At 62.1% G+C, this 18,947-nt stretch carries 14 protein-coding genes; 7 read left to right on the forward strand and 7 right to left on the reverse strand.

What is annotated here, in order from left to right; genetic code table 11:
- Positions 1-157 precede the first annotated feature (157 nt).
- The 6 genes from glnT to CO655_RS03995 form a co-directional block, all read right to left on the reverse strand.
- A complete protein-coding gene (glnT, locus tag CO655_RS03970; RefSeq protein ID WP_097663875.1) occupies positions 158-1,465 on the reverse strand; it encodes a type III glutamate--ammonia ligase in 1,308 nt (435 codons plus the stop codon).
- Between the two features lie 79 nt (positions 1,466-1,544).
- Complete coding sequence (locus tag CO655_RS03975) at positions 1,545-2,873, reverse strand: FMN-binding glutamate synthase family protein (RefSeq protein WP_097606736.1); 1,329 nt, start codon at positions 2,871-2,873, stop codon at positions 1,545-1,547.
- Between the two features lie 14 nt (positions 2,874-2,887).
- A complete protein-coding gene (locus CO655_RS03980) occupies positions 2,888-3,574 on the reverse strand; it encodes a GXGXG domain-containing protein (RefSeq protein WP_010029131.1) in 687 nt (228 codons plus the stop codon).
- Positions 3,575-3,631: 57 nt separating this feature from the next.
- On the reverse strand, positions 3,632-4,537 hold the full coding sequence (locus CO655_RS03985) for a glutamine amidotransferase family protein (protein ID WP_097606735.1): 906 nt from the start codon (positions 4,535-4,537) through the stop codon (positions 3,632-3,634).
- A gap of 90 nt (positions 4,538-4,627) precedes the next feature.
- Positions 4,628-5,305 (reverse strand): helix-turn-helix domain-containing protein, encoded by a 678-nt coding sequence (locus CO655_RS03990; protein ID WP_097663876.1) that lies wholly within the window; start codon positions 5,303-5,305, stop codon positions 4,628-4,630.
- Positions 5,306-5,380: 75 nt separating this feature from the next.
- A complete protein-coding gene (locus tag CO655_RS03995; RefSeq protein WP_097663877.1) occupies positions 5,381-6,340 on the reverse strand; it encodes a GlxA family transcriptional regulator in 960 nt (319 codons plus the stop codon).
- A gap of 87 nt (positions 6,341-6,427) precedes the next feature.
- Between CO655_RS03995 and CO655_RS04000 the strand changes: the two genes are divergently transcribed.
- The 5 genes from CO655_RS04000 to CO655_RS04020 all read left to right on the forward strand — a co-directional run bounded on the left by CO655_RS04000 (position 6,428) and on the right by CO655_RS04020 (position 13,058).
- Entirely contained in the window at positions 6,428-7,678 is a 1,251-nt protein-coding gene (locus CO655_RS04000; RefSeq protein WP_097663878.1) for a sarcosine oxidase subunit beta family protein, read from the forward strand.
- A gap of 11 nt (positions 7,679-7,689) precedes the next feature.
- On the forward strand, positions 7,690-7,971 hold the full coding sequence (locus tag CO655_RS04005; protein WP_010030606.1) for a sarcosine oxidase subunit delta family protein: 282 nt from the start codon (positions 7,690-7,692) through the stop codon (positions 7,969-7,971).
- Entirely contained in the window at positions 7,968-10,925 is a 2,958-nt protein-coding gene (locus CO655_RS04010; protein WP_097663879.1) for a sarcosine oxidase subunit alpha family protein, read from the forward strand. The genes CO655_RS04005 and CO655_RS04010 overlap by 4 nt, the downstream gene beginning before the upstream one ends.
- Entirely contained in the window at positions 10,918-11,463 is a 546-nt protein-coding gene (locus tag CO655_RS04015; RefSeq protein ID WP_097663880.1) for a sarcosine oxidase subunit gamma family protein, read from the forward strand. The genes CO655_RS04010 and CO655_RS04015 overlap by 8 nt, the downstream gene beginning before the upstream one ends.
- 464 nt (positions 11,464-11,927) lie before the next feature.
- Positions 11,928-13,058: an RNA ligase gene (locus CO655_RS04020; RefSeq protein WP_097663881.1), complete on the forward strand. Its 1,131-nt coding sequence runs from the start codon at positions 11,928-11,930 to the stop codon at positions 13,056-13,058.
- A 289-nt stretch (positions 13,059-13,347) separates the two neighbouring features.
- On the opposite strand, the gene rtcR is transcribed toward CO655_RS04020, so the two are convergent.
- Positions 13,348-14,955, reverse strand: a complete 1,608-nt coding sequence (gene rtcR, locus CO655_RS04025; RefSeq protein ID WP_097663882.1) for an RNA repair transcriptional activator RtcR — start codon at positions 14,953-14,955, stop codon at positions 13,348-13,350.
- A gap of 211 nt (positions 14,956-15,166) precedes the next feature.
- Here rtcR and CO655_RS04030 point away from each other — a divergent pair, with 211 nt between their 5' ends.
- Both CO655_RS04030 and CO655_RS04035 read left to right on the forward strand, forming a co-directional pair.
- The gene (locus tag CO655_RS04030) at positions 15,167-16,723 is read left to right on the forward strand and encodes an RNA-binding protein (RefSeq protein WP_097663883.1); all 1,557 of its coding nucleotides are present in this window, start codon (positions 15,167-15,169) and stop codon (positions 16,721-16,723) included.
- Between the two features lie 789 nt (positions 16,724-17,512).
- The gene (locus tag CO655_RS04035) at positions 17,513-18,919 is read left to right on the forward strand and encodes an RtcB family protein (protein ID WP_097663884.1); all 1,407 of its coding nucleotides are present in this window, start codon (positions 17,513-17,515) and stop codon (positions 18,917-18,919) included.
- Positions 18,920-18,947: the final 28 nt, after the last annotated feature.

An 18,947-nucleotide genomic window follows, 5' to 3' on the forward strand; every position in this document is an offset into this window, starting at 1 on the left:
TCGCCGCAACGATGCCGCGCGTCGATTTGCAGGATACGGTGAGTACGACGTTTTTCATGCTGTCTCTTCCTTGGCCAGATCAGGTGCCCGGGGATGCGACACGCCGAAGCTTGTCAGCCCCGGCGTGTCGGTGGTCATTGAGGAGTCTGTCGGTCCTTCAGATGTCGAGCGTGCTCATCCGCTCCCACTCGGTAAAATGCGAGCAATAGGCATTCCATTCCCGATGTTTGAGCTTGAGGTAGGCGGCGGAAAATTCCGATCCGATCGCCGCCTTCAAGCCCTCGTCGGCATCGTAGGCGCGAAGCGCATCGAGCAGGTTGAGCGGCAGCCGCGGCGCGTCCTTCACCAGATGCCCCTCGGCATACATGTCAATATCGTGGTGCGGGCCGGGGTCGGCCTGGCTGCGGATGCCGTCGAGGCCGGCGGCGATGATGATCGCCTGCAGGAGATACGGGTTGACCGCCCCGTCCGGCAGGCGCAGCTCGAAGCGCCCCGGCCCCGGCACGCGCACCATATGGGTGCGGTTGTTGCCGGTCCAGGTGACGGTGTTCGGCGACCAGGTGGCGCCCGAAGTCGTGCGCGGCGCGTTGATGCGCTTGTAGGAATTGACCGTCGGATTGGTGATCGCGGCAAGCGCCGAGGCATGTTTCATGATGCCGCCGAGGAAGGTCTTGCCCTGAGCAGAGAGGCCGAACGCCATTTCCTTGTCGGCGAAGGCGTTGACCTTGCCGTCGAGGTCCCAGACCGAAATATGGGCATGGCAGCCGTTTCCGGTCAGGCCTTTGAAGGGCTTCGGCATGAAGGTGGCGCGAAGCCCGTGCTTCTCGGCGACCGATTTGACCATGAACTTGAAGAAGGAGTGCTTGTCCGCCGTCCTCAGAACGTCGTCATATTCCCAGTTCATCTCGAACTGGCCATTGGCATCCTCGTGGTCGTTCTGATAGGGCTTCCAGCCGAGTTCGAGCATGTAGTCGCAGATTTCGGCGATGACGTCGTAGCGCCGCATCACCGCCTGCTGATCGTAGCAGGGCTTTTCGGCGGTATCGAACTGATCCGAGATGACAGAACCATCGGCAGAGATGAGGAAGAACTCGGGCTCGACGCCGGTTTTTACCCTGAGCCCTTCTTTCCCAGCCTCAGCGACCAGTCTTTTCAGCAGCACGCGCGGCGCTTGTTCGACAGGCCGATCGTCCATGACGCAGTCGGCCGCAACCCATGCGACGTCTTTCTTCCAGGGCAGCTGGATGACGGAGGAGGCGTCGGGAACGGCGAAGAGATCGGGATGGGCGGGCGTCAGATCGAGCCAGGTTGCGAAGCCGGCAAAGCCTGCGCCATCCTTCTGCATATCGGCGATGGCTTCGGCCGGGACCAGCTTGGCGCGTTGGCCGCCGAATAGGTCCGTATAGCTGATCATGAAATATTTGATGCCTTTTTCGGCGGCGTATTGCGAGAGGTCGAGTGTCACGTTTGTCCCCTTATGTTGATCTTAGACACTTGATGATGAAGCCGGCCGCATCCTCCCAAACGCGGCCGGCCGGGTGTTCTTAGAAGCCGGTCTTGCCGGGGATCCAGTTGGTGCCGGCAAGCGGCACTTGCGCCATGGCCGAGGCCTCGATCGTCAGTGCGACGAGGTCTTCCGGCTCGAGATTGTGCAGGTGGTTCTTGCCGCAGGCACGCGCGATGGTCTGCGCCTCGAGCGTCATCACCTTCAAATAGTTGGCAAGGCGGCGGCCGGCCGCGACCGGGTCGAGCCGCTTGGCGAGTTCCGGGTCCTGGGTGGTGATGCCGGCCGGATCCTTGCCTTCATGCCAATCGTCATAGGCACCGGCCGTCGTGCCGAGCTTCTGATATTCCTCTTCCCAGTGCGGATCGTTATCGCCGATGGCGACGAGTGCCGCCGTGCCGATCGCCACCGCGTCGGCGCCGAGCGCCAGCGCCTTGGCAACGTCGGCGCCGGAGCGGATGCCGCCCGAAACGATAAGCTGCACCTTGCGATGCATGCCGAGCTCCTGCAGCGCCTGGACGGCCGGACGAATGCAGGCGAGCGTCGGCATGCCGACATTCTCGATGAAGACGTCCTGGGTCGCCGCCGTGCCGCCCTGCATGCCGTCGAGCACGACGACATCGGCGCCGGCCTTCACGGCAAGCGCGGTGTCGTAATAGGGACGCGCGCCGCCGACCTTGACGTAGATCGGCTTTTCCCAATCGGTGATCTCGCGCAGCTCCATGATCTTGATTTCGAGATCGTCGGGGCCGGTCCAATCCGGATGGCGGCAGGCCGAGCGCTGGTCGATGCCCTTCGGCAGGTTGCGCATATTGGCGACGCGGTCGGAGATCTTCTGGCCGAGCAGCATGCCGCCGCCGCCGGGCTTGGCACCCTGGCCGACCACGACTTCGATGGCATCGGCGCGGCGCAAATCCTTAGGATTCATGCCGTAGCGCGACGGCAGGTACTGATAGACCAGCGTCTGCGAGTGGCCGCGCTCCTCGTCGGTCATGCCGCCGTCGCCCGTTGTGGTCGAGGTGCCTGCGATCGTCGCGCCGCGGCCGAGCGCTTCCTTGGCATTGCCGGACAGCGCGCCGAAGCTCATGCCGGCAATGGTGATCGGCGTCTTGAGCGTGATCGGCTTCTTGGCGAAGCGCGAGCCGAGCACCACCGTGGTGTCGCACTTCTCGCGATAACCTTCGAGCGGATAGCGCGAGATCGAGGCGCCGAGAAACAAGAGGTCGTCGAAATGCGGAACCTTGCGCTTGGTGCCGGCGCCGCGGATGTCATAGATGCCGGTGGCAGCCGCGCGGCGGATTTCGGCGAGCGTATAGTCGTCGAAGGTCGCGGACTTGCGTGGCGGGGTATAGGGGTTGTGGTAGCTCATGGGGGTCCCTCGCCTCAGTACGCGTCGGCGTTGTCGATGTTGAAATTGTAGAGTTTGCGGGCGGAGCCGTAGCGCTTGAACTCTTCGGGCCTGACGTCCGTGACCCCGGCCTTGTCCAGCAGTTCGGCAAGCTTCTCCAGATGCTCGGGCCGCATCTCTTTCTCGATGCAGTCGGCGCCCAGGCTCTTGACCTCGCCGCGGACGAAAAGCTTGGCTTCGTAGAGCGAATCCCCCAGCGCATCGCCGGCGTCGCCGAGCACGACGAGATGGCCGGACTGGCCCATGAAGGCCGACATGTGGCCGATGCTGCCATGCACGACGATGTCGATGCCCTTCATCGAAATGCCGCAGCGCGAGGCCGCATTGCCCTTGATGACGAGCAGGCCGCCTTGGCCGGTGGCGCCGGCATACTGGCTGGCGTCGCCTTCGATGACGACGGTGCCGGACATCATGTTTTCGGCAACGCCCGGGCCGGCGGACCCGTGAACCGTCACCCTGCCGCCGTCATTCATGCCGGCGCAATAATAACCGACCGAGCCTCTGACGGCGACCGTGACGGGGCTGTCGATGCCGACGGCGACGGCATGGCTGCCGCGCGGGTTGAGGACTTCGAATTCGGTGTCGTTGGCGCCCTTGGAAAGGGCGTGCAGCGCGCTGTTCAGCTCGCGAAGAGGGGTGTTGGAAAGATCGAATGTGGGCATTGGGTCCTCATTGGTCGGGGGAGACGGTCTCGGCCGGCTCCTGCTTTCAGGCGCCCCTCAGGCGGCCTTGTCGTGATCCCAGAAGTAAACGGTTGCCGGCTCCGGCTCCCAGACGCGGGCATTCTCGATGCCGGGAAGGTTGACCAGCGCGCGGTATTCCGAGCCGAAGGCGACATATTGCTCGGTCTCGGCCATGACGGCGGGCTTGCAGGCGATCGGATCGCGCACCACGCCGAAGCCGGACTTGGTGCCGACGACGAAGGTGAAGAAGCCGTCGAGATCGTCGAGCGCACCGGTCAGCGCCTGGCCGAGATCCTTGCCCTTGGCCATCTCGGCCGTCAGATAGGCGGCGGCGACTTCGGAATCGTTCTGCGTCTCGAAGCTCATGCCTTCGCGGATGAGTTCGCGGCGCAGATTGTTGTGGTTGGAGAGCGAGCCGTTGTGCACCAGGCATTGGTCGGCGCCGGTCGAGAACGGATGGGCGCCGAGCGTGGTGACGGCGGATTCCGTGGCCATGCGGGTATGGCCGATGCCGTGGGTGCCGCTCATCGCACGCACGCCGAAGCGCGCCACGACGTCTTTGGGAAGACCGATTTCCTTGTAGATTTCGACGCTCTCGCCCGATCCCATCAGACGGACCGCCGGGCGGATTTCTTCAAGCGCCTTGCGCACGGCGCCGAGCTTCGAGGCTGCGAGCTCGATGACCGCATGCGTGCTCTTGACCGAGACCTCGGCTCTAATGCCGGCCTTATCGAGGTCGCCGGCAAGGCCTTCGAAGTCCGCGCCCGGATTGGCGGACTGAATGGTGATTTTCGCTTTGCCCTCAGCCGTTCCGCCATAGATCGCGATGCCGGCGGAATCCGGGCCGCGATCCGTCATGGTGATCAGCATATCCGAGAGCAGATTTCCCAGCTGGGGTTCAAGGCTCTTGTCCTTGAGGAACAGTCCAACAATGCCGCACATAGCGCGTGCCTCCGTTCATGTTGCGAAAGGAGTAACAGCTCTGTTTGCGGTCTTCAACTGGGAGGAATAAATTTTTCTTTTAAGGCAACATCAGCCTCTGGTGACTTGTTGGGGATAGCTGATGATCGAGAGATACCGGCTCGGCAGTTTCACCAGCTGCTCCGGCCCATGCGGCGCATCGGCGTCGAAGAACAGGCTGTCGCCCGGCTGCATCTGGAAAAGCTGGTCGCCGTGGCGATAGACCACCTCGCCTTCGAGCATGTAGAGAAACTCCATGCCCTCGTGCTGGAAGGTCGGGAAGATGTCGGAATCGGCCGTCAGCGTGATGAGGTAAGGCTCGACGATGACTCCGCTCGAATTGTTGTCGATATGGCCGAGCAGATTATACTGGTGGCCGGCGCGTGTGCCGCGGCGTTCGAGCTCGATGCCCTGCCCCGCCTTGACGAAGACGGCATTGCGCGGTTCCTCAAAACGGCGGAAGAAAGCGGTCATCGGCACGCCAAGCGCCCGCGACAGCGATTGCAGCGTCGTCAGCGACGGCGAGATGTTGCCGTTCTCGATCTTCGACAGCATGCCGAGCGAAATGCCGGTCGCGGCGGCGAGATCGGTGACGGTGATGCCGAGTTTCTTGCGATAGGCCCGCACCTCATGGCCGATCGCCATTTCCAGGTTGTTTTCCTTCGGCTCCCGAACAGCGTGCGGATCCTGGGAAAGGGGCGCACGTGTGCCATGGTCCGGTTGTTCTGCCGTTTCACGCTTGGTTGTCATGAATGTCCCGCCGCCTGCTTTTTGTCCCGTTGCCAACCTATCGCCCTGGTGAAAGTTCCTCAACCATGAAGAAACTTAATCCCGCCGCGCCTGCCGCGGCGCGACGCCATAGAGGGCGCGGAACATCCGGGAAAAATGGCTGAGACTGGAAAAGCCGGTGGCCACAGCGATCTCCGAGACGGAAAGCGGGCTCTGTTTCAGCAGGCGCTGGGCGTGCTGCAGCCGGATCCTGTGATATTGATCGAGGAAGGTGGTTCCGAGATGGGCTGCGAACAGCCGGTCGAGATGGCGGGCGGAAACACCGGCGATGCGCGCCATGGCGGCGCGGCCGAGCGGCATTTCGATCGTCTCCTCCATGCGTTCGAGAACGCTGAGCAGGCCGGGATGGTGGACGCCGTAGCGCTCGGCGAGCGAGGCGCGCTGCGGTGCGGCGGGCTCGTTGACCTCGGTATGAAGATACCAGTCGCTGACGCGGCGGGCGAAATCCGGCCCCATGCGCTCGGCAATCAGCACATGCATCATGTCGAGCGGCGCAATACCGCCGCCACACGTGATGCGGTTGCCGTCGATCATGAAGCGCGCCTGGCGCGGCGAAAGATCCGGGAAGGCTTCGAGAAGCGCGGCCGCATGTTCCCAATGGATGGTGAAGTCGCGGCCGGCAAGCAACCCAGCCGCCGCCATCAGAAAGGGACCGCCTGAAATGCCGCCGATCCTCACACCTTCGCGCGCCAGCTGCCGCAGGCAGGCAAGGACGCCGGGATAACGCCAGTCCCGCGGCGAGCCGCCGGCGCAGACGAAGGCCGTGCCGAGATCGGAGCCCCTGGCCGGAAGAGGTTCGGCCGGCACGGGCACGCCCGAGGAGGAGAGCACCGGCGCGCCATCCGGCGAGAAGATCGACAGGCGATAGATTTCTCGCCCAGCCAGAAGATTGGCCGCCCTGAGCGGCTCGGTCGCCGAGGCATAGGACATCAGCGCAAATCCCGGGATCAGGATGAAGCCGATCTCCTGGACATTTCTGCTATCGGGTGAGGACATGTCTCTTTTCTAACCATTGATGTCCCTATTGCGCAAGTCGCGCGTCGCCTTTCTGGCATCATGCGGACGTTCCATTCGGATTGACCCATGCGCTATTCCGCTCTTTCGATTTTCCTCAACGGCCTTCGCGGCAATAAAAGCTGGGCGCCCGCCTGGCGCGACCCCGCGCCGAAGCCGCATTACGACGTCGTCATCGTCGGCGGCGGCGGTCACGGTCTTGCCACCGCCTATTATCTCGCCAAGGAATTCGGCGTCACCAACGTCGCCGTCCTCGAAAAGGGTTATCTCGGCTCCGGCAATATCGGCCGGAACACGACGATCATCCGCTCGAACTACCTGCTTGCCGGCAACAATCCCTTCTACGAGCTGTCGATGAAGCTTTGGGAAGGGCTGGAGCAGGATTTCAACTTCAACGCCATGGTCTCGCAGCGCGGCGTGCTCAACCTCTTCCACTCCGATGCGCAGCGCGACGCCTATACGCGCCGCGGCAACGCCATGCGGCTGCACGGCGTCGACGCCGAGCTTCTCGACCGGCGGGCGGTGCGCAAAAAGCTACCCTTCCTCGATTTCGACAATGCCCGTTTCCCCATCATGGGCGGCCTGTTCCATCCGCGCGGCGGCACGGTGCGCCATGATGCGGTCGCCTGGGGTTATGCGCGCGGCGCCGACAGCCGCGGCGTCGACATCATCACCCAGTGCGAAGTGACAGGCATCCGCACAGAAAACGGTGAGGTGACCGGCGTCGAGACCAGCAGGGGCTTCATCGGCTGCGGCAAGCTGGCGCTGGCGGCGGCCGGCAATTCCACCACCGTCGCCGATATGGCGGGCCTCCGCCTGCCGATCGAAAGCCATGTGCTGCAGGCCTTCGTCTCCGAAGGGCTGAAACCGTTCATCGACAATGTCGTCACCTTCGGCGCCGGGCATTTCTATGTGTCCCAGTCCGACAAGGGCGGCCTCGTCTTCGGCGGCGATATCGACGGCTATAATTCCTACGCGCAACGCGGCAATCTGGCGACCGTCGAGCATGTCGCCGAAGCCGGCGTGGCGATGATCCCGTCGCTGTCGCGGGTGCGCTTCCTGCGCTCCTGGGGCGGGGTCATGGACATGAGCATGGATGGCTCGCCAATCATCGACCGCACCCATATCGACAATCTCTATCTCAACGCCGGCTGGTGTTACGGCGGCTTCAAGGCCACACCCGCCTCCGGCTTCTGCTACGCCCATCTGATCGCCCGCAACACGCCGCATCAGACGGCCCGCGCCTTCCGGCTCGACCGTTTCGCCCGCGGCTATCCGATCGACGAAAAGGGCGTTGGCGCCCAGCCCAATCTGCACTGAGGACACTCAACATGGCGAGCCTGATTTCCTGTCCCCATTGCGGCGCCCGGCCAAAGGAGGAATTCTCGATTCGCGGCGATGCGAGCCTTGCCCGGCCGGCGCCGGACGCCAGCGCGGATGCCTGGTTCGACTATGTCTATCTGCGCGACAATCCGCGCGGCCGGCATAGTGAATTTTGGCATCATTCCTCCGGATGCCGCCGCTGGCTGATCGTCGAACGCGATACCGTTACTCATAAGGTCCATGGCGTCAGGGATGCCGCCCTTTCAAAGCTCGGCGGAGAACCGGCATGACGAGCTTCCGTCTTTCCTCCGGCGGTCGCATCGACCGCGCCATGACACTCGGCTTCAGTTTCGACGGCAAGGCGCTGGAAGGCCATCCGGGTGATACGCTCGCCTCGGCGCTGCTGGCCAACGGCATCCAGCTCGTCGGCCGCAGCTTTAAATATCACCGCCCGCGCGGCATCCTGACGGCGGGAGCCGCCGAACCGAACGCGCTGGTGACCACAGGCAGCGGCGGGCGCACCGAACCGAATACGCGCGCGACGATGATCGAGCTTTACCATGGGCTGACGGCGAAGAGCCAGAACCGCTGGCCTTCGCTCGGTTTCGATGTCGGCGCCGTCAACAGCCTGCTCTCGCCTTTCCTCAGCGCCGGTTTCTACTACAAGACCTTCATGTGGCCGGCGGCCCTCTGGGAAAAGCTCTACGAGCCGGTGATCCGCAAGGCGGCGGGCCTCGGCAGAGCCTCCTACGAGGCCGATCCCGATGCCTATGAGAAATGCTGGGCGCATTGCGATCTGCTGGTGATCGGCGCCGGCCCGGCCGGTCTTGCCGCAGCACTCACCGCCGGCCGCGCCGGGGCCCGCGTCATCCTTGCCGATGAAGGCCCCGAGCTCGGCGGCAGTCTGCTGTCCGAAAGCGGCCCGATCGAGGGCAAGCCGGCGGACGCTTTTATCGCCGAGCTGCTGAGCGAACTCGAGGTGCTGGCAAATGTCCGCCGCCTGCCGCGCCTGACCGTCTTCGGCTGGTACGACGACAATGTCTTCGGCGCCGTCGAACGTGTGCAGAAACATGCGGCGCTGCCCGATCCGGACCGCCCGGTCGAACGCTTGTGGCGCATCGTCGCCCGCCAGGCGATCCTGGCGACTGGAGCTGAGGAGCGGCCTCTGGTCTTCGGCGGCAACGACATTCCCGGCGTGATGATGGCAGGCGCCATGCGCAGCTATTTCAACCGGCAGGCAGTCGCACCCGGCAAGCGCACGGTGATCTTTACCACCAACGATGCCGGTTACCGCACTGCCGCCGATCTTGAAGCCGCCGGCCTCTCCGTTGCGGCGATCGTCGACAGCCGCGCGGATGCGGGCAAGGGCTGGCAGGGGCGTGCCGAGGTATTGAAGGGCGCCCGGGTGGTCGATGCCCATGGCGGCCAACACCTGCGCGGCGTCAGCGTCGAAACCGCTGGCGGCACCCGCCGTATCGAAGCCGATGCGCTTGCCATGTCGGGCGGCTGGAGCCCGGTCATCCACCTTGCCTGCCATCGCGGCGCAAAGCCGCAATGGTCGGACGAGGCGGCGGCGTTTCTGGCGCCGGCCGCGCAAGACGGTCTTGCCGTTGCCGGCTCGGCCGCAGGCCTCCAGGAAATCACGGCCTGTCTGGGTGATGGAGCCGCAAAGGCGGCCGCCGCCCTGAAGGCGATCGGTTTCGCAGCCGCGGAACCGGCCTTTGCTGCTGCGCCGGAAGCGGTTCGAGGCTCAAAGCCGCTCTGGTCCGTCAAGGGCTCGAAGGGCAAGGCTTTCGTCGATTATCAGAACGACGTGCATCTCAAGGATCTCGGCCTCGCGGTGCGCGAAGGCTACGGCCATGTCGAGCTTGCCAAGCGTTATACCACCAGCGGCATGGCGACCGACCAGGGCAAGCTTTCCAACATCAACGCCATCGGCATCCTCGCCGAGGCGCGCGGCGTGTCGCCCGCCGAGGTGGGAACGACGACCTTCCGGCCCTTCTATACGCCGGTCTCCTTCGGCGCTCTGACCGGGGCATCGCGCGGTAAGGATTTCCAGCCGGCGCGCAAATCGCCGCTGCACGGCTGGGCGAAAAAGAACGGCGCCGTCTTCGTCGAAACCGGCCTCTGGTACCGTTCCTCCTGGTTTCCGCGCACAGGTGAGGCGACATGGCGCGATAGCGTCGATCGCGAAGTGCTGAATATCCGCAAAAATGCCGGCCTCTGCGACGTCTCCACCCTCGGCAAGATCGAAATCTTCGGTCGCGATGCCGCCACCTTCCTCGACCGGGTCTATTGCAACGGCTTCGCCAAGCTTGCCGTCGGCAAGGCGCGTTACGGCATCATGCTGCGCGAGGACGGCTTCATCTATGACGACGGCACTACCAGCCGCTTCAGCGACGAGCATTTCTTCATGACGACGACGACGGCGCTTGCCGCCGGCGTGCTCACCCATCTCGAATTCTGCGCCCAGACGCTGTGGCCGGAGCTCGACGTCTGCTTCGCCTCCTCGACCGATCAATGGGCGCAGATGGCCATTGCCGGGCCGAAATCCCGCGCCATCCTTTCCGAGATCGTCGACGAGGATATCTCCGATGCTGCCTTCCCGTTCATGAGCGCCCGCAAGGTGTCCCTGTTCGGCGGCCGTCTCGAAAGCCGGCTCTTCCGCATCTCCTTCTCCGGCGAACTCGCCTACGAATTGGCCGTGCCGGCCGGCTACGGCGAGAGCGTTGCCGATGCGATCATGGCGGCCGGGGAAAAACACGGCATCTGCGCTTACGGCGCCGAAGCGCTCGGCGTCCTGCGCATCGAAAAGGGCCATGTCACCCACGCCGAGATCAACGGCACGGTCACCCCGGGCGATCTCGGTTTTGGCCGCATGGTGTCATCGACCAAGCCGGATTTTATCGGCAAGGCGATGCTCGCCCGCGAAGGCCTGCAGGATCCAGATCGCCCGCGCCTCGTCGGCGTCAAGCCGCTCAACCCGGCAAGCGGCTTCCGCACCGGCTCGCATATCCTTGCCGAAGGCGCTGCGGCGACGCTCGAAAACGACCAGGGCTACGTCACCTCAAGCGCCTTTTCGCCGACGCTCGGCCATAAGATCGGTCTGGCCCTGGTCCGGCGTGGGCCGGAGCGCATCGGTGAGAAGGTGACGGTCTGGAACGGCCTGCACAACGAATTCACCGATGCGGTGCTCTGCCATCCCGTCTTCATCGATCCTGAAAACGAGAAGCTCCATGCTTGATCTCCCGCAGCACAGACCGGTTCTCGCCGGGGCAGCATATGCCGATATCTCAGAGGCCGGCATCCGGCTGGAAGCCTTGCCGGAGGGTCACCTGCTGCACGTACTCGGCACGATCGAGCCTGCGGCACTTGCCGCCGAACTGGTCAAGGCCGGCCTGACGAACAGTTCGATCCGCAAGGCCGGCTTCCGCCAATGGTTCGTCGCCGGCGACGAACCGCTTCCGCCCGCCGGTCTCGACGCTCTTGCGGCGGCGCTCGCGGGAAAAGCCTTCGTCATGGACCAGAGCCACGGGCGCGTGCGCATCGGCGTTTCCGGCCGCTCCTCGCGGCTGCTTCTCTCAAAAGGCACCGCCATCGATCTCGATCCCGCCGTTTTCCCGGAAGGCAGTTCGGCGATGACCATGATGGGTCACATCTCCGTACAGATCGTCCGCACCGGCGATGACAGCTTCGAACTCACCGTTCTGCGCAGCTTCGCCGAAAGCCTCTGGGACGAACTCAGGCATATGGCGGCGAGCGCTGAAAAGGAAGGAGCGTGAGGGCCGTGCCGGCACAAACATCGACGATTGAGCGAAATAGCTGGAAGGTTCAACTTTCCGGCGCGGTGGCACGCAGCCGTTGACCGTCGAGCCAACACGAGAATTCGCTACAGCGGAGAGGATGGCGGCGAAATTTTTAGGGACTGACGATGGAGCAGATGGTAAGCGGTGCCCCAATCACACCTTGTGGCAGCCTAGATAATGCCGCGAGATAAATTCTTTGAGCATGATTGATCGAACCGTTATCTCGAATCGGATTCACGCTTCGACGCGGGGATCGCGAACGCCAGTAGCGAAATCATTGGCAAAGGCTGCGTTGGGTCCGAACCCAATGGCGTTGCATCCATCAGAGCGGACAATCAAATCTATTAGTAAATCGCGTTTGACGGCGTGGAACGGCTGAACAATTGATAAATTCGGCCAAAATTAATTCTGAAGGCGATAAAAGAGGGTGCTGTGAAAAGATGAACGACCCGATACACCCTGCACGCCAAATCCCGTTTCCCGACCTTATCGCTGGCTTGAAGCGAGCCCAAGGGCTCGGCCATGTCCATCGCCGTCAGAACGCAACCGGTACTTTGCAGCTCTACATCTATACCCCCCGATGCGTATATGAGGATGGTTGGGATCAGTTTTCGCTGATCGCTCGCGGTCTCATTGTGGACGAGGGCGCTGGTCGGGTCGTTGCCACGCCGTTTCCGAAGTTTTTCAATGTCGACGAGCGGCATGGCGAAGTACCCGATCTGCCGTTTGAGGCGTTCGAAAAGCTCGATGGTAGTCTGATAATCGTGTTCAATGATGCTGGCCGTTGGCACGCAGCCACCAAAGGCGCGTTCGACTCCGAACAGGCCCTATGGGCTCAAGCACGCTTGGATGCCCACGATCTCTCCGGTCTGTCGCCGGATACGACATATCTGTTCGAGGCGGTATATCCGGAAAACAGAATTGTCGTGCGATATGCGGAGCCCGCCATGGTGATGTTGGCGGCCTACCACGCTTCAGGTCTTGAAGTAACCTACGACGAGGTTCGAACGACCAGCCAAGCGTTGGGATGGCGTGCGGCCGAACGCCATGAGTTCGGGAATATGGCGGACATGATGCTCCATACTGCAACGCTCCCACGCGACAACGAGGGATTTGTCGTTAGATTCACAAATGGCTTGCGCCTCAAACTCAAAGGCTCCGAGTACCGTCGTATCCATGCGTTGATCTCACGCTGCACGCCATTGGCAATCTGGGAAGCAATGGCCGCCGGGGACGACATGGCCGCGATTCGTCGTGATTTGCCGGAAGAGTTTTGGAGCGATTTTGACAACATCGTACTCCTCCTGACGAAGGAATACGCGGCGATGGAAAGGAAGGTCGCTGAACTGGCAGCATCTGTCGCCCATCTTTCCGATAAAGAGTTGGGATTGTCGCTCAATTCACTGCCTGCTGACGTGGGTCCTTACGTTTTTGGCTTGCGAAAAGCAGGTGCAATCGTCGGCAGGTTCCGAGACGCGTTGATGCGTTCCATCAGACCCACTGGCAACGTGTTGCCAGGTTACCAGCCGTCATATGCCATGGGGCGTGTGATTGATGAGGCAACATCGTAGATTTGCAGCGTACAGTAGCTCTGGCGTGAATGCAGGATTGGAGAAGGCCTCGGCTGAGAGGTTCCTTCGGCTGTGACATTGAAGCAATAATGCGTTAAATAGCGGCATCAGTGGAACGTGTGCTTTGCTCCAGAAGACGTTCTATAGGTGAACCTCACGCCCAGACTTCCTGGTCGTGAAAACCTCCAATGTACTCTCCATGGAGAAACTCCCGTTGCTCGTCCATGGCCGATCTCAGATTAGCCCAGACAGGGCAACGTGGGAGTAGAACACCGGTTACCACAAGCCTTTATCCGGCTTTCCTAATGTCCTCGAATCTGAGGCTGAAGCGCGCGAGATATTTACTCAGGCGATCGGCGTCGTTGCTGCTCTTTTTCTCCAGTCGCGTGATCGCAAACAGGGCTCTGCCCGCAGCACTTGCCGTGGCATATTGACGGCAGGTGTGGAGAACAGTGGCAAGCTGGGCTGCGTCGAAGCGATCGAGGCGCGCAGCAGCTTCCGCACCCAGCACGTCTTCAATGATCAGATCCACCCTGCCGTCGTCACTTGAGCTGCGCCAAAACGCATTCAACCGTCGGACTTCATCGTCAACGACGTCGGTCGTGATGCGCCCATGCGGCGCGAGGGTCGCCATACGGGTCACCGACGCCGAGAGATCGCGAAAGTTGGCGCTCCAGACGGCTTGTGAGCCGGTTGCGAAACTCAGGTAGCGGTCGCGTGCTTCCTTGTTGAACGTAACATTTTCGCCCTCTCGTTCCAGATAGCGCCGGAGCTCGAAGTCGAGATTGGGTTCTATGTCCTCCTTGCGCTCGCGCAGGGCCGGCAGCTGGAATGTCCAGAGGTTCAGGCGGGCATAGAGATCTTCGCGGAACCTGCCCTTGCGGACGTCCTCGCCAAGATCGCGATTGGTGCCGGCAAGCAGTTGGAAGTCCGCGGACGCCTCCCGATCAGCGCCCACGGGCAGGAACTTCTTCTCCTCGATCGCGCGCAGGCACATGGCCTGTTCATCAAGGCCGAGTTCGCCAATCTCGTCGAGGAACAGCACGCCTTTGTCGGCGGACTTGAGCAAGCCGGCACGCTCGCCGGCGGCGCCCGTAAACGCGCCTTTCACATGGCCGAACAGGGTGGACATGGCCTGGTCGCCGCGCAGGGTCGCGCAGTTGACCTCGATGAACGGACCGCTGACCTTGCGCTGGCTCTTCTTCAGCTCGTAGATCCTGCGGGCGAGCTGCGACTTGCCGGCACCGGTCGGCCCGGTCAGGAGAACGGGCGCGGTCGAGCGGATCACCACCCTCTCGATCTCGTCGATCATTCTGTTGAAGGCGGCGCTGCGGGTCGAAATCCCCGATTTCAGGAAGGAGGCGGCGTCTTCGCGCTCGGAGGCGAAGCGCTTGGCGATCTCGTCATAGCGGGAAAGGTCGAGGTCGATGATCCGATGCGTGCCGGCGAAATCCTGTTCCGGCTCGCGGTCGCGCGGCGGCGAGAGCTGCAGCAGCTGGCCGGGAATGATGCGGGCTTCGGTCAGCAGGAACCAGCAGATCTGTGCGACATGGGTGCCGGTGGTGATGTTGACGAGATAGTCTTCCGTTTCGGGGTCGAAGTTGTAGTTGCGGGCAAAGTCCCTGAGGTGCGTATAGACCTCCGAAAAATCCCAGGGGTCCCGGAAGTTGATGATGTTGCTCCGCACCTCCGTTGCCGGCGCCACGGTTTCGATGTCGGCAACGATACGGTGACAGAGAGCTTGCGAGTGGTTGTCGAGGATCAGCTCCAGCTGGTCGATGAACAGGCCCGGTTGCTGGCAGAGCGCGACATTGGGGCGCCAGCGGCTCCAGCGATTTTCCCATTTCCCTGCGTCCAGGGTGGTTCCCAATATGCTGATGGCAACACGGCGCTTCATGACTTATCCAGAATTATAAAGCTATATAGTTTTCGATAATATAATCGGGATGTGGATTTTCGCAATTCATGATTGTGCGTGAAGGCTCAGAAAAAATTTAATATTTAAAAACAAACAGATAAAATAAAAATGCAGGCGGGAGGTGTTCTTTTCTCCAAACTGGCACGCGTCTTGAAAGGTATCTGGCACGAACCACACAAGAGGGGCTGTCATGGTCAACAAGGCGATCTTCAAAACCTACCTCGGAAAACTGCTTCCGGGAACGGACACAAAAAATCATGAAGCGGCCCCTGCCTACCGGCTGACGCCGCGCGAGGCGCTGGCGCAATATGCTGTGACCGGCACGTTCAACGGCACCTTCTATGCTGAAGGAGCCGAGCAGCTTGACGCGGTAAAGGCGCTTGCCCTTCAGGTCGACCCGGAATTTCTCGCCAAGCTGGCTGTTTACGCCGCTGAAAAGGGTCACATGAAGGACATGCCGGTGACGCTGCTCGCCATGCTCTCCGGCCTTCAGTGCGACGCCTTCGCCCGTGCGTTCCCGCGCGTGGTGAAGAGCGGCAAGATGCTGCGCGGCTTCGTGCAGATCATGCGCTCTGGCGCCACGGGTCGAAAGTCGCTCGGCACACGCCCGAAGAAGATGGTGCAGGCGTGGCTCGAACGGGCGAGCACCGAGCAGATCCTGCGTGCGATGGTCGGAAACGATCCTTCGCTCGCCGACGTCATCCGCATGGTGCATCCGAAGCCGGCAACGGAGGAGCGCAAGGCGCTCTATGCCTGGGCGATCGGCAAGCCGCACGACTACGCGGCCCTGCCGGAGCTCGTCAAGGCATTGGAAGCGTTCCGACGTGACCAGACGATGCCGGTGCCTGATGTGCCGTTCCAGATGCTGACCTCGCTGCCGCTGACGCGGGAGCATTGGGTCGAGATCGCCCGCAAGGGCGGCTGGCAGATGGTGCGGCAGAACCTCAACACCTTTGCACGCAACGGCGTGTTCGAGATCGAGGGTTTTGCCGAGGCGCTGGCGGCGCGGCTTGCCGATCCGGAGGAAATCCGCAAGGCAAAGGTCTTCCCCTATCAGTTGATGATGGCGTGGAAGATGGTCGACGGCCAAGTTCCGGATGTCGTGCGGGATGCACTTCAGGACGCGATGGATATCGCCATCGCCAATGTGCCGTCCCCGATGGGCAATGTCGTGCTCTGCCCCGACGTGTCGGGTTCCATGGGCTCGCCCGTGACCGGTTACCGGAAGGGCGCGACGTCCTCGGTTCGTTGCATCGACGTCGCCGGTCTGATGACTGCGGCGTTCCTGCAGCGCAACCCGAAGGCGCGGGTGCTGCCGTTCGAGAATGACGTGGTGCGCGTCAGCCTCAACAAGCGGGATTCGGTGATGACCAATGCCGGTAAGCTGGCGAAAATCGGTGGCGGCGGAACCAACTGCTCCGCACCGCTGAAGATGCTGGCAAAAGAGAGGGCCAAGGTCGATCTCGTGGTGTTCATCTCGGACAATGAGTCCTGGGTGGATGCGCGCGGCAGCGGAAAGCCGACGGCAGTGATGACGGAATGGGCCAGGATCAAACGGGTCAACCCGGCTGCAAAGCTGGTCTGCCTCGACATCCAGCCCCACGCCACGACGCAGGCGCCGACGCGGGAAGACGTGCTCAACATCGGTGGCTTCTCGGATGCCGTCTATGGAGTGATCATGGCTTTCGCGGCCAATAGCAAAGGAGCGGATGGCTGGGTGAAAGCCATCGAAGCAATCGAGCTCTGACGGGCTCATAGGAAGCAATACCCCCGCGCCGCCGTGACCGGCGCGGGGAGCCGTGACGAATGCCGGATGAAACTACAGATCGTTAATCTCCAGGTCGCGGGTTCGAATCCCGTCGGGTCCTCCAGTTCATGGACCCGTAGCTCAGCGGATAGAGCAGGACGTTTCACCACACCTCGTCGTCACGGACGAATGGAATGACATGGCGAATGCAAAAGGAACTACATAGCCGCGGCAGGTTCGAACCCTGCGAGGGATTAAACGTCCCCTTTGGTAGCGGGAAGTTTCTTAAACACTTGTCGCCATAGCCAAATGCAGCGGCGAATGCCGGACGGAACTACAGCCGCCAAAGTTGGATGGTCTGGCAGGTTCGACTCCTCCTGGGCATACGCTCTTTGGCACGAGCGGGGCCATCCGGTTTCGTCCATCCTCGTCGCGGCTGCATGGCCTGCACTAACCCGTTTCACGGGGACGGAATAACTCGGCGAATGCCGGCAGGACTACAGGTAGAGCGGCCCGTCGGATTTTCGGCGGGCAGGTCGGATGTTCAAATCATCCCGTGTTTCCGAAGGGAGCACGTAGCTCAGTAAACCGTCCTGCCAAATCTCGTCGCCGGGACGATGGTAAGGCCCTGGGCGAATGCCGCCGGTGATTACAGGGGCCGCATCGCGCCATGATCATGGAATGCGTGCGGTGAGATAGATCTCCGGCAATGCTCGTCGCTCAGGCGGTGTGAAGAGAAGCAACTGAACAAGAAGGACTGCAGACGCAGAAAAGACAATGATAGCGGTAATGAGCGGACAGGATTTGATCGATGCCGGCATGAGCCAGGGGAAGTGGTTTCGCCCGGCTCTCGACGCGGCCAACGCGGTTTTGAGCCAGGGTGGCTCGGCAACCGATGCGCTGGAGGCGGCAAGGGCCTTCCAGCCCGGGCCGACGCTTGCCTTGAAAGCCGATAACGATATCGAGATCTATTCCAACATCCGCGCCGAGAATGCCTTCGAGCAAGATAATGTCGAGAAGGTCAACGCGACGATGCGGGCGCTGGTGCGGACACCGGTTGTCCGTTCCGCGGCGATCATGCCGGACGCCTGCCCGGCGGGTCCGGTCGGAACGATCCCGGTCGGTGGCGTGGTGGCATCCGAAGCGATCCATCCCGGCATGCACTCGGCCGATATCTGCTGCTCCATGGCGATCTCGATCTTTCCTGGCGTGGATCCGAAGTCGCTTCTGGATGCCGTGCACGCCGTGACGCATTTCGGTCCCGGCGGTCGGCCCCGCGGTGCGCAGCTGAAGCCTTCCGAGGCGACGCTTTCGGCCTTCGAGCAGAATCCCTATCTGCGCGACGGGGCGCTGAGCGCTGGCATCGAGCATTTCGCCACCCAGGGCGACGGCAATCATTTCGCCTATGTCGGAACGATGAAATCGACCGGCGAAACCGCGCTTGTGACCCACCACGGATCGCGGGCACCGGGGGCGCGGCTCTACGACAGGGGCATGAAGGTCGCCAACCGGTTTCGGGAGCGCATTTCGCCCGAGACGCATCGGGAAAATGCCTGGATTCCGGCAGATACCGAGGAAGGTGACTTTTACTGGTCGGCGCTGCAGACGATCCGCCAGTGGACGAAAGAAAACCACTATGTCCTTCACGACATGGCGGCGGAAAAACTCTCGGCCAAGGTCGCGGACCGCTTCTGGAACGAGCATAATTTCGTCTTCCGGAAGTCGGACGGGCTGTTCTACCACGGAAAGGGTGCCACCCCTGCCTTCGACAACTGGGCGCATGACGCGACCGATCTGACCATCATTCCGCTCAATATGGCGGAACCGATCCTGATCGTCCGCGGCTCGAACGCTGCCCATGGCCTCGGCTTCTCGCCGCATGGCGCCGGCCGCAACTTTTCGCGCAGCGCGCATATGAGGCAGTTGTCCGCGGAGTATGGGGCGGATTCGCGAGGCCTGAGCCCGAACAACATCGCGGCTATTCTGGAGAAGGAAACAAGCGGTCTCGACGCGCGGTTCTTCTCTGGTTTCGCCGATGTGTCGGAACTGCCGAGTGCCTACAAGAGCGCTGCGAACGTGCGGGCGCAGATCGAACACTACGGTCTCGCCGACGTAGTCGACGAGGTGATCCCCTACGGGAGCATCATGGCCGGCGACTGGCAGCAGAATGCGCCCTGGCGTAAAAAGCGCCGGTAAAGACGAGGGAAGGCAACCAGGCTTGCCT

Origin of the sequence: Rhizobium sp. M1, assembly GCF_002531805.1 — a bacterium.
In the GTDB taxonomy this organism is placed as follows: Bacteria; Pseudomonadota; Alphaproteobacteria; order Rhizobiales; family Rhizobiaceae; genus Rhizobium; species Rhizobium etli_C.

Excerpts from the sequence above, each read along its gene's own strand:
- CO655_RS03975 (WP_097606736.1), bottom strand. The coding sequence starts at position 2,873 with ATGAGCTACCACAACCCCTATACCCCGCCACGCAAGTCCGCGACCTTC.
- CO655_RS03980 (WP_010029131.1), bottom strand. The coding sequence starts at position 3,574 with ATGCCCACATTCGATCTTTCCAACACCCCTCTTCGCGAGCTGAACAGC.
- CO655_RS03985 (WP_097606735.1), bottom strand. The coding sequence starts at position 4,537 with ATGTGCGGCATTGTTGGACTGTTCCTCAAGGACAAGAGCCTTGAACCC.
- CO655_RS03990 (WP_097663876.1), bottom strand. The coding sequence starts at position 5,305 with ATGACAACCAAGCGTGAAACGGCAGAACAACCGGACCATGGCACACGT.
- CO655_RS03995 (WP_097663877.1), bottom strand. The coding sequence starts at position 6,340 with ATGTCCTCACCCGATAGCAGAAATGTCCAGGAGATCGGCTTCATCCTG.
- CO655_RS04000 (WP_097663878.1), top strand. The coding sequence starts at position 6,428 with ATGCGCTATTCCGCTCTTTCGATTTTCCTCAACGGCCTTCGCGGCAAT.
- CO655_RS04005 (WP_010030606.1), top strand. The coding sequence starts at position 7,690 with ATGGCGAGCCTGATTTCCTGTCCCCATTGCGGCGCCCGGCCAAAGGAG.
- CO655_RS04010 (WP_097663879.1), top strand. The coding sequence starts at position 7,968 with ATGACGAGCTTCCGTCTTTCCTCCGGCGGTCGCATCGACCGCGCCATG.
- CO655_RS04015 (WP_097663880.1), top strand. The coding sequence starts at position 10,918 with ATGCTTGATCTCCCGCAGCACAGACCGGTTCTCGCCGGGGCAGCATAT.
- CO655_RS04020 (WP_097663881.1), top strand. The coding sequence starts at position 11,928 with ATGAACGACCCGATACACCCTGCACGCCAAATCCCGTTTCCCGACCTT.
- rtcR (WP_097663882.1), bottom strand. The coding sequence starts at position 14,955 with ATGAAGCGCCGTGTTGCCATCAGCATATTGGGAACCACCCTGGACGCA.
- CO655_RS04030 (WP_097663883.1), top strand. The coding sequence starts at position 15,167 with ATGGTCAACAAGGCGATCTTCAAAACCTACCTCGGAAAACTGCTTCCG.
- CO655_RS04035 (WP_097663884.1), top strand. The coding sequence starts at position 17,513 with ATGAGCGGACAGGATTTGATCGATGCCGGCATGAGCCAGGGGAAGTGG.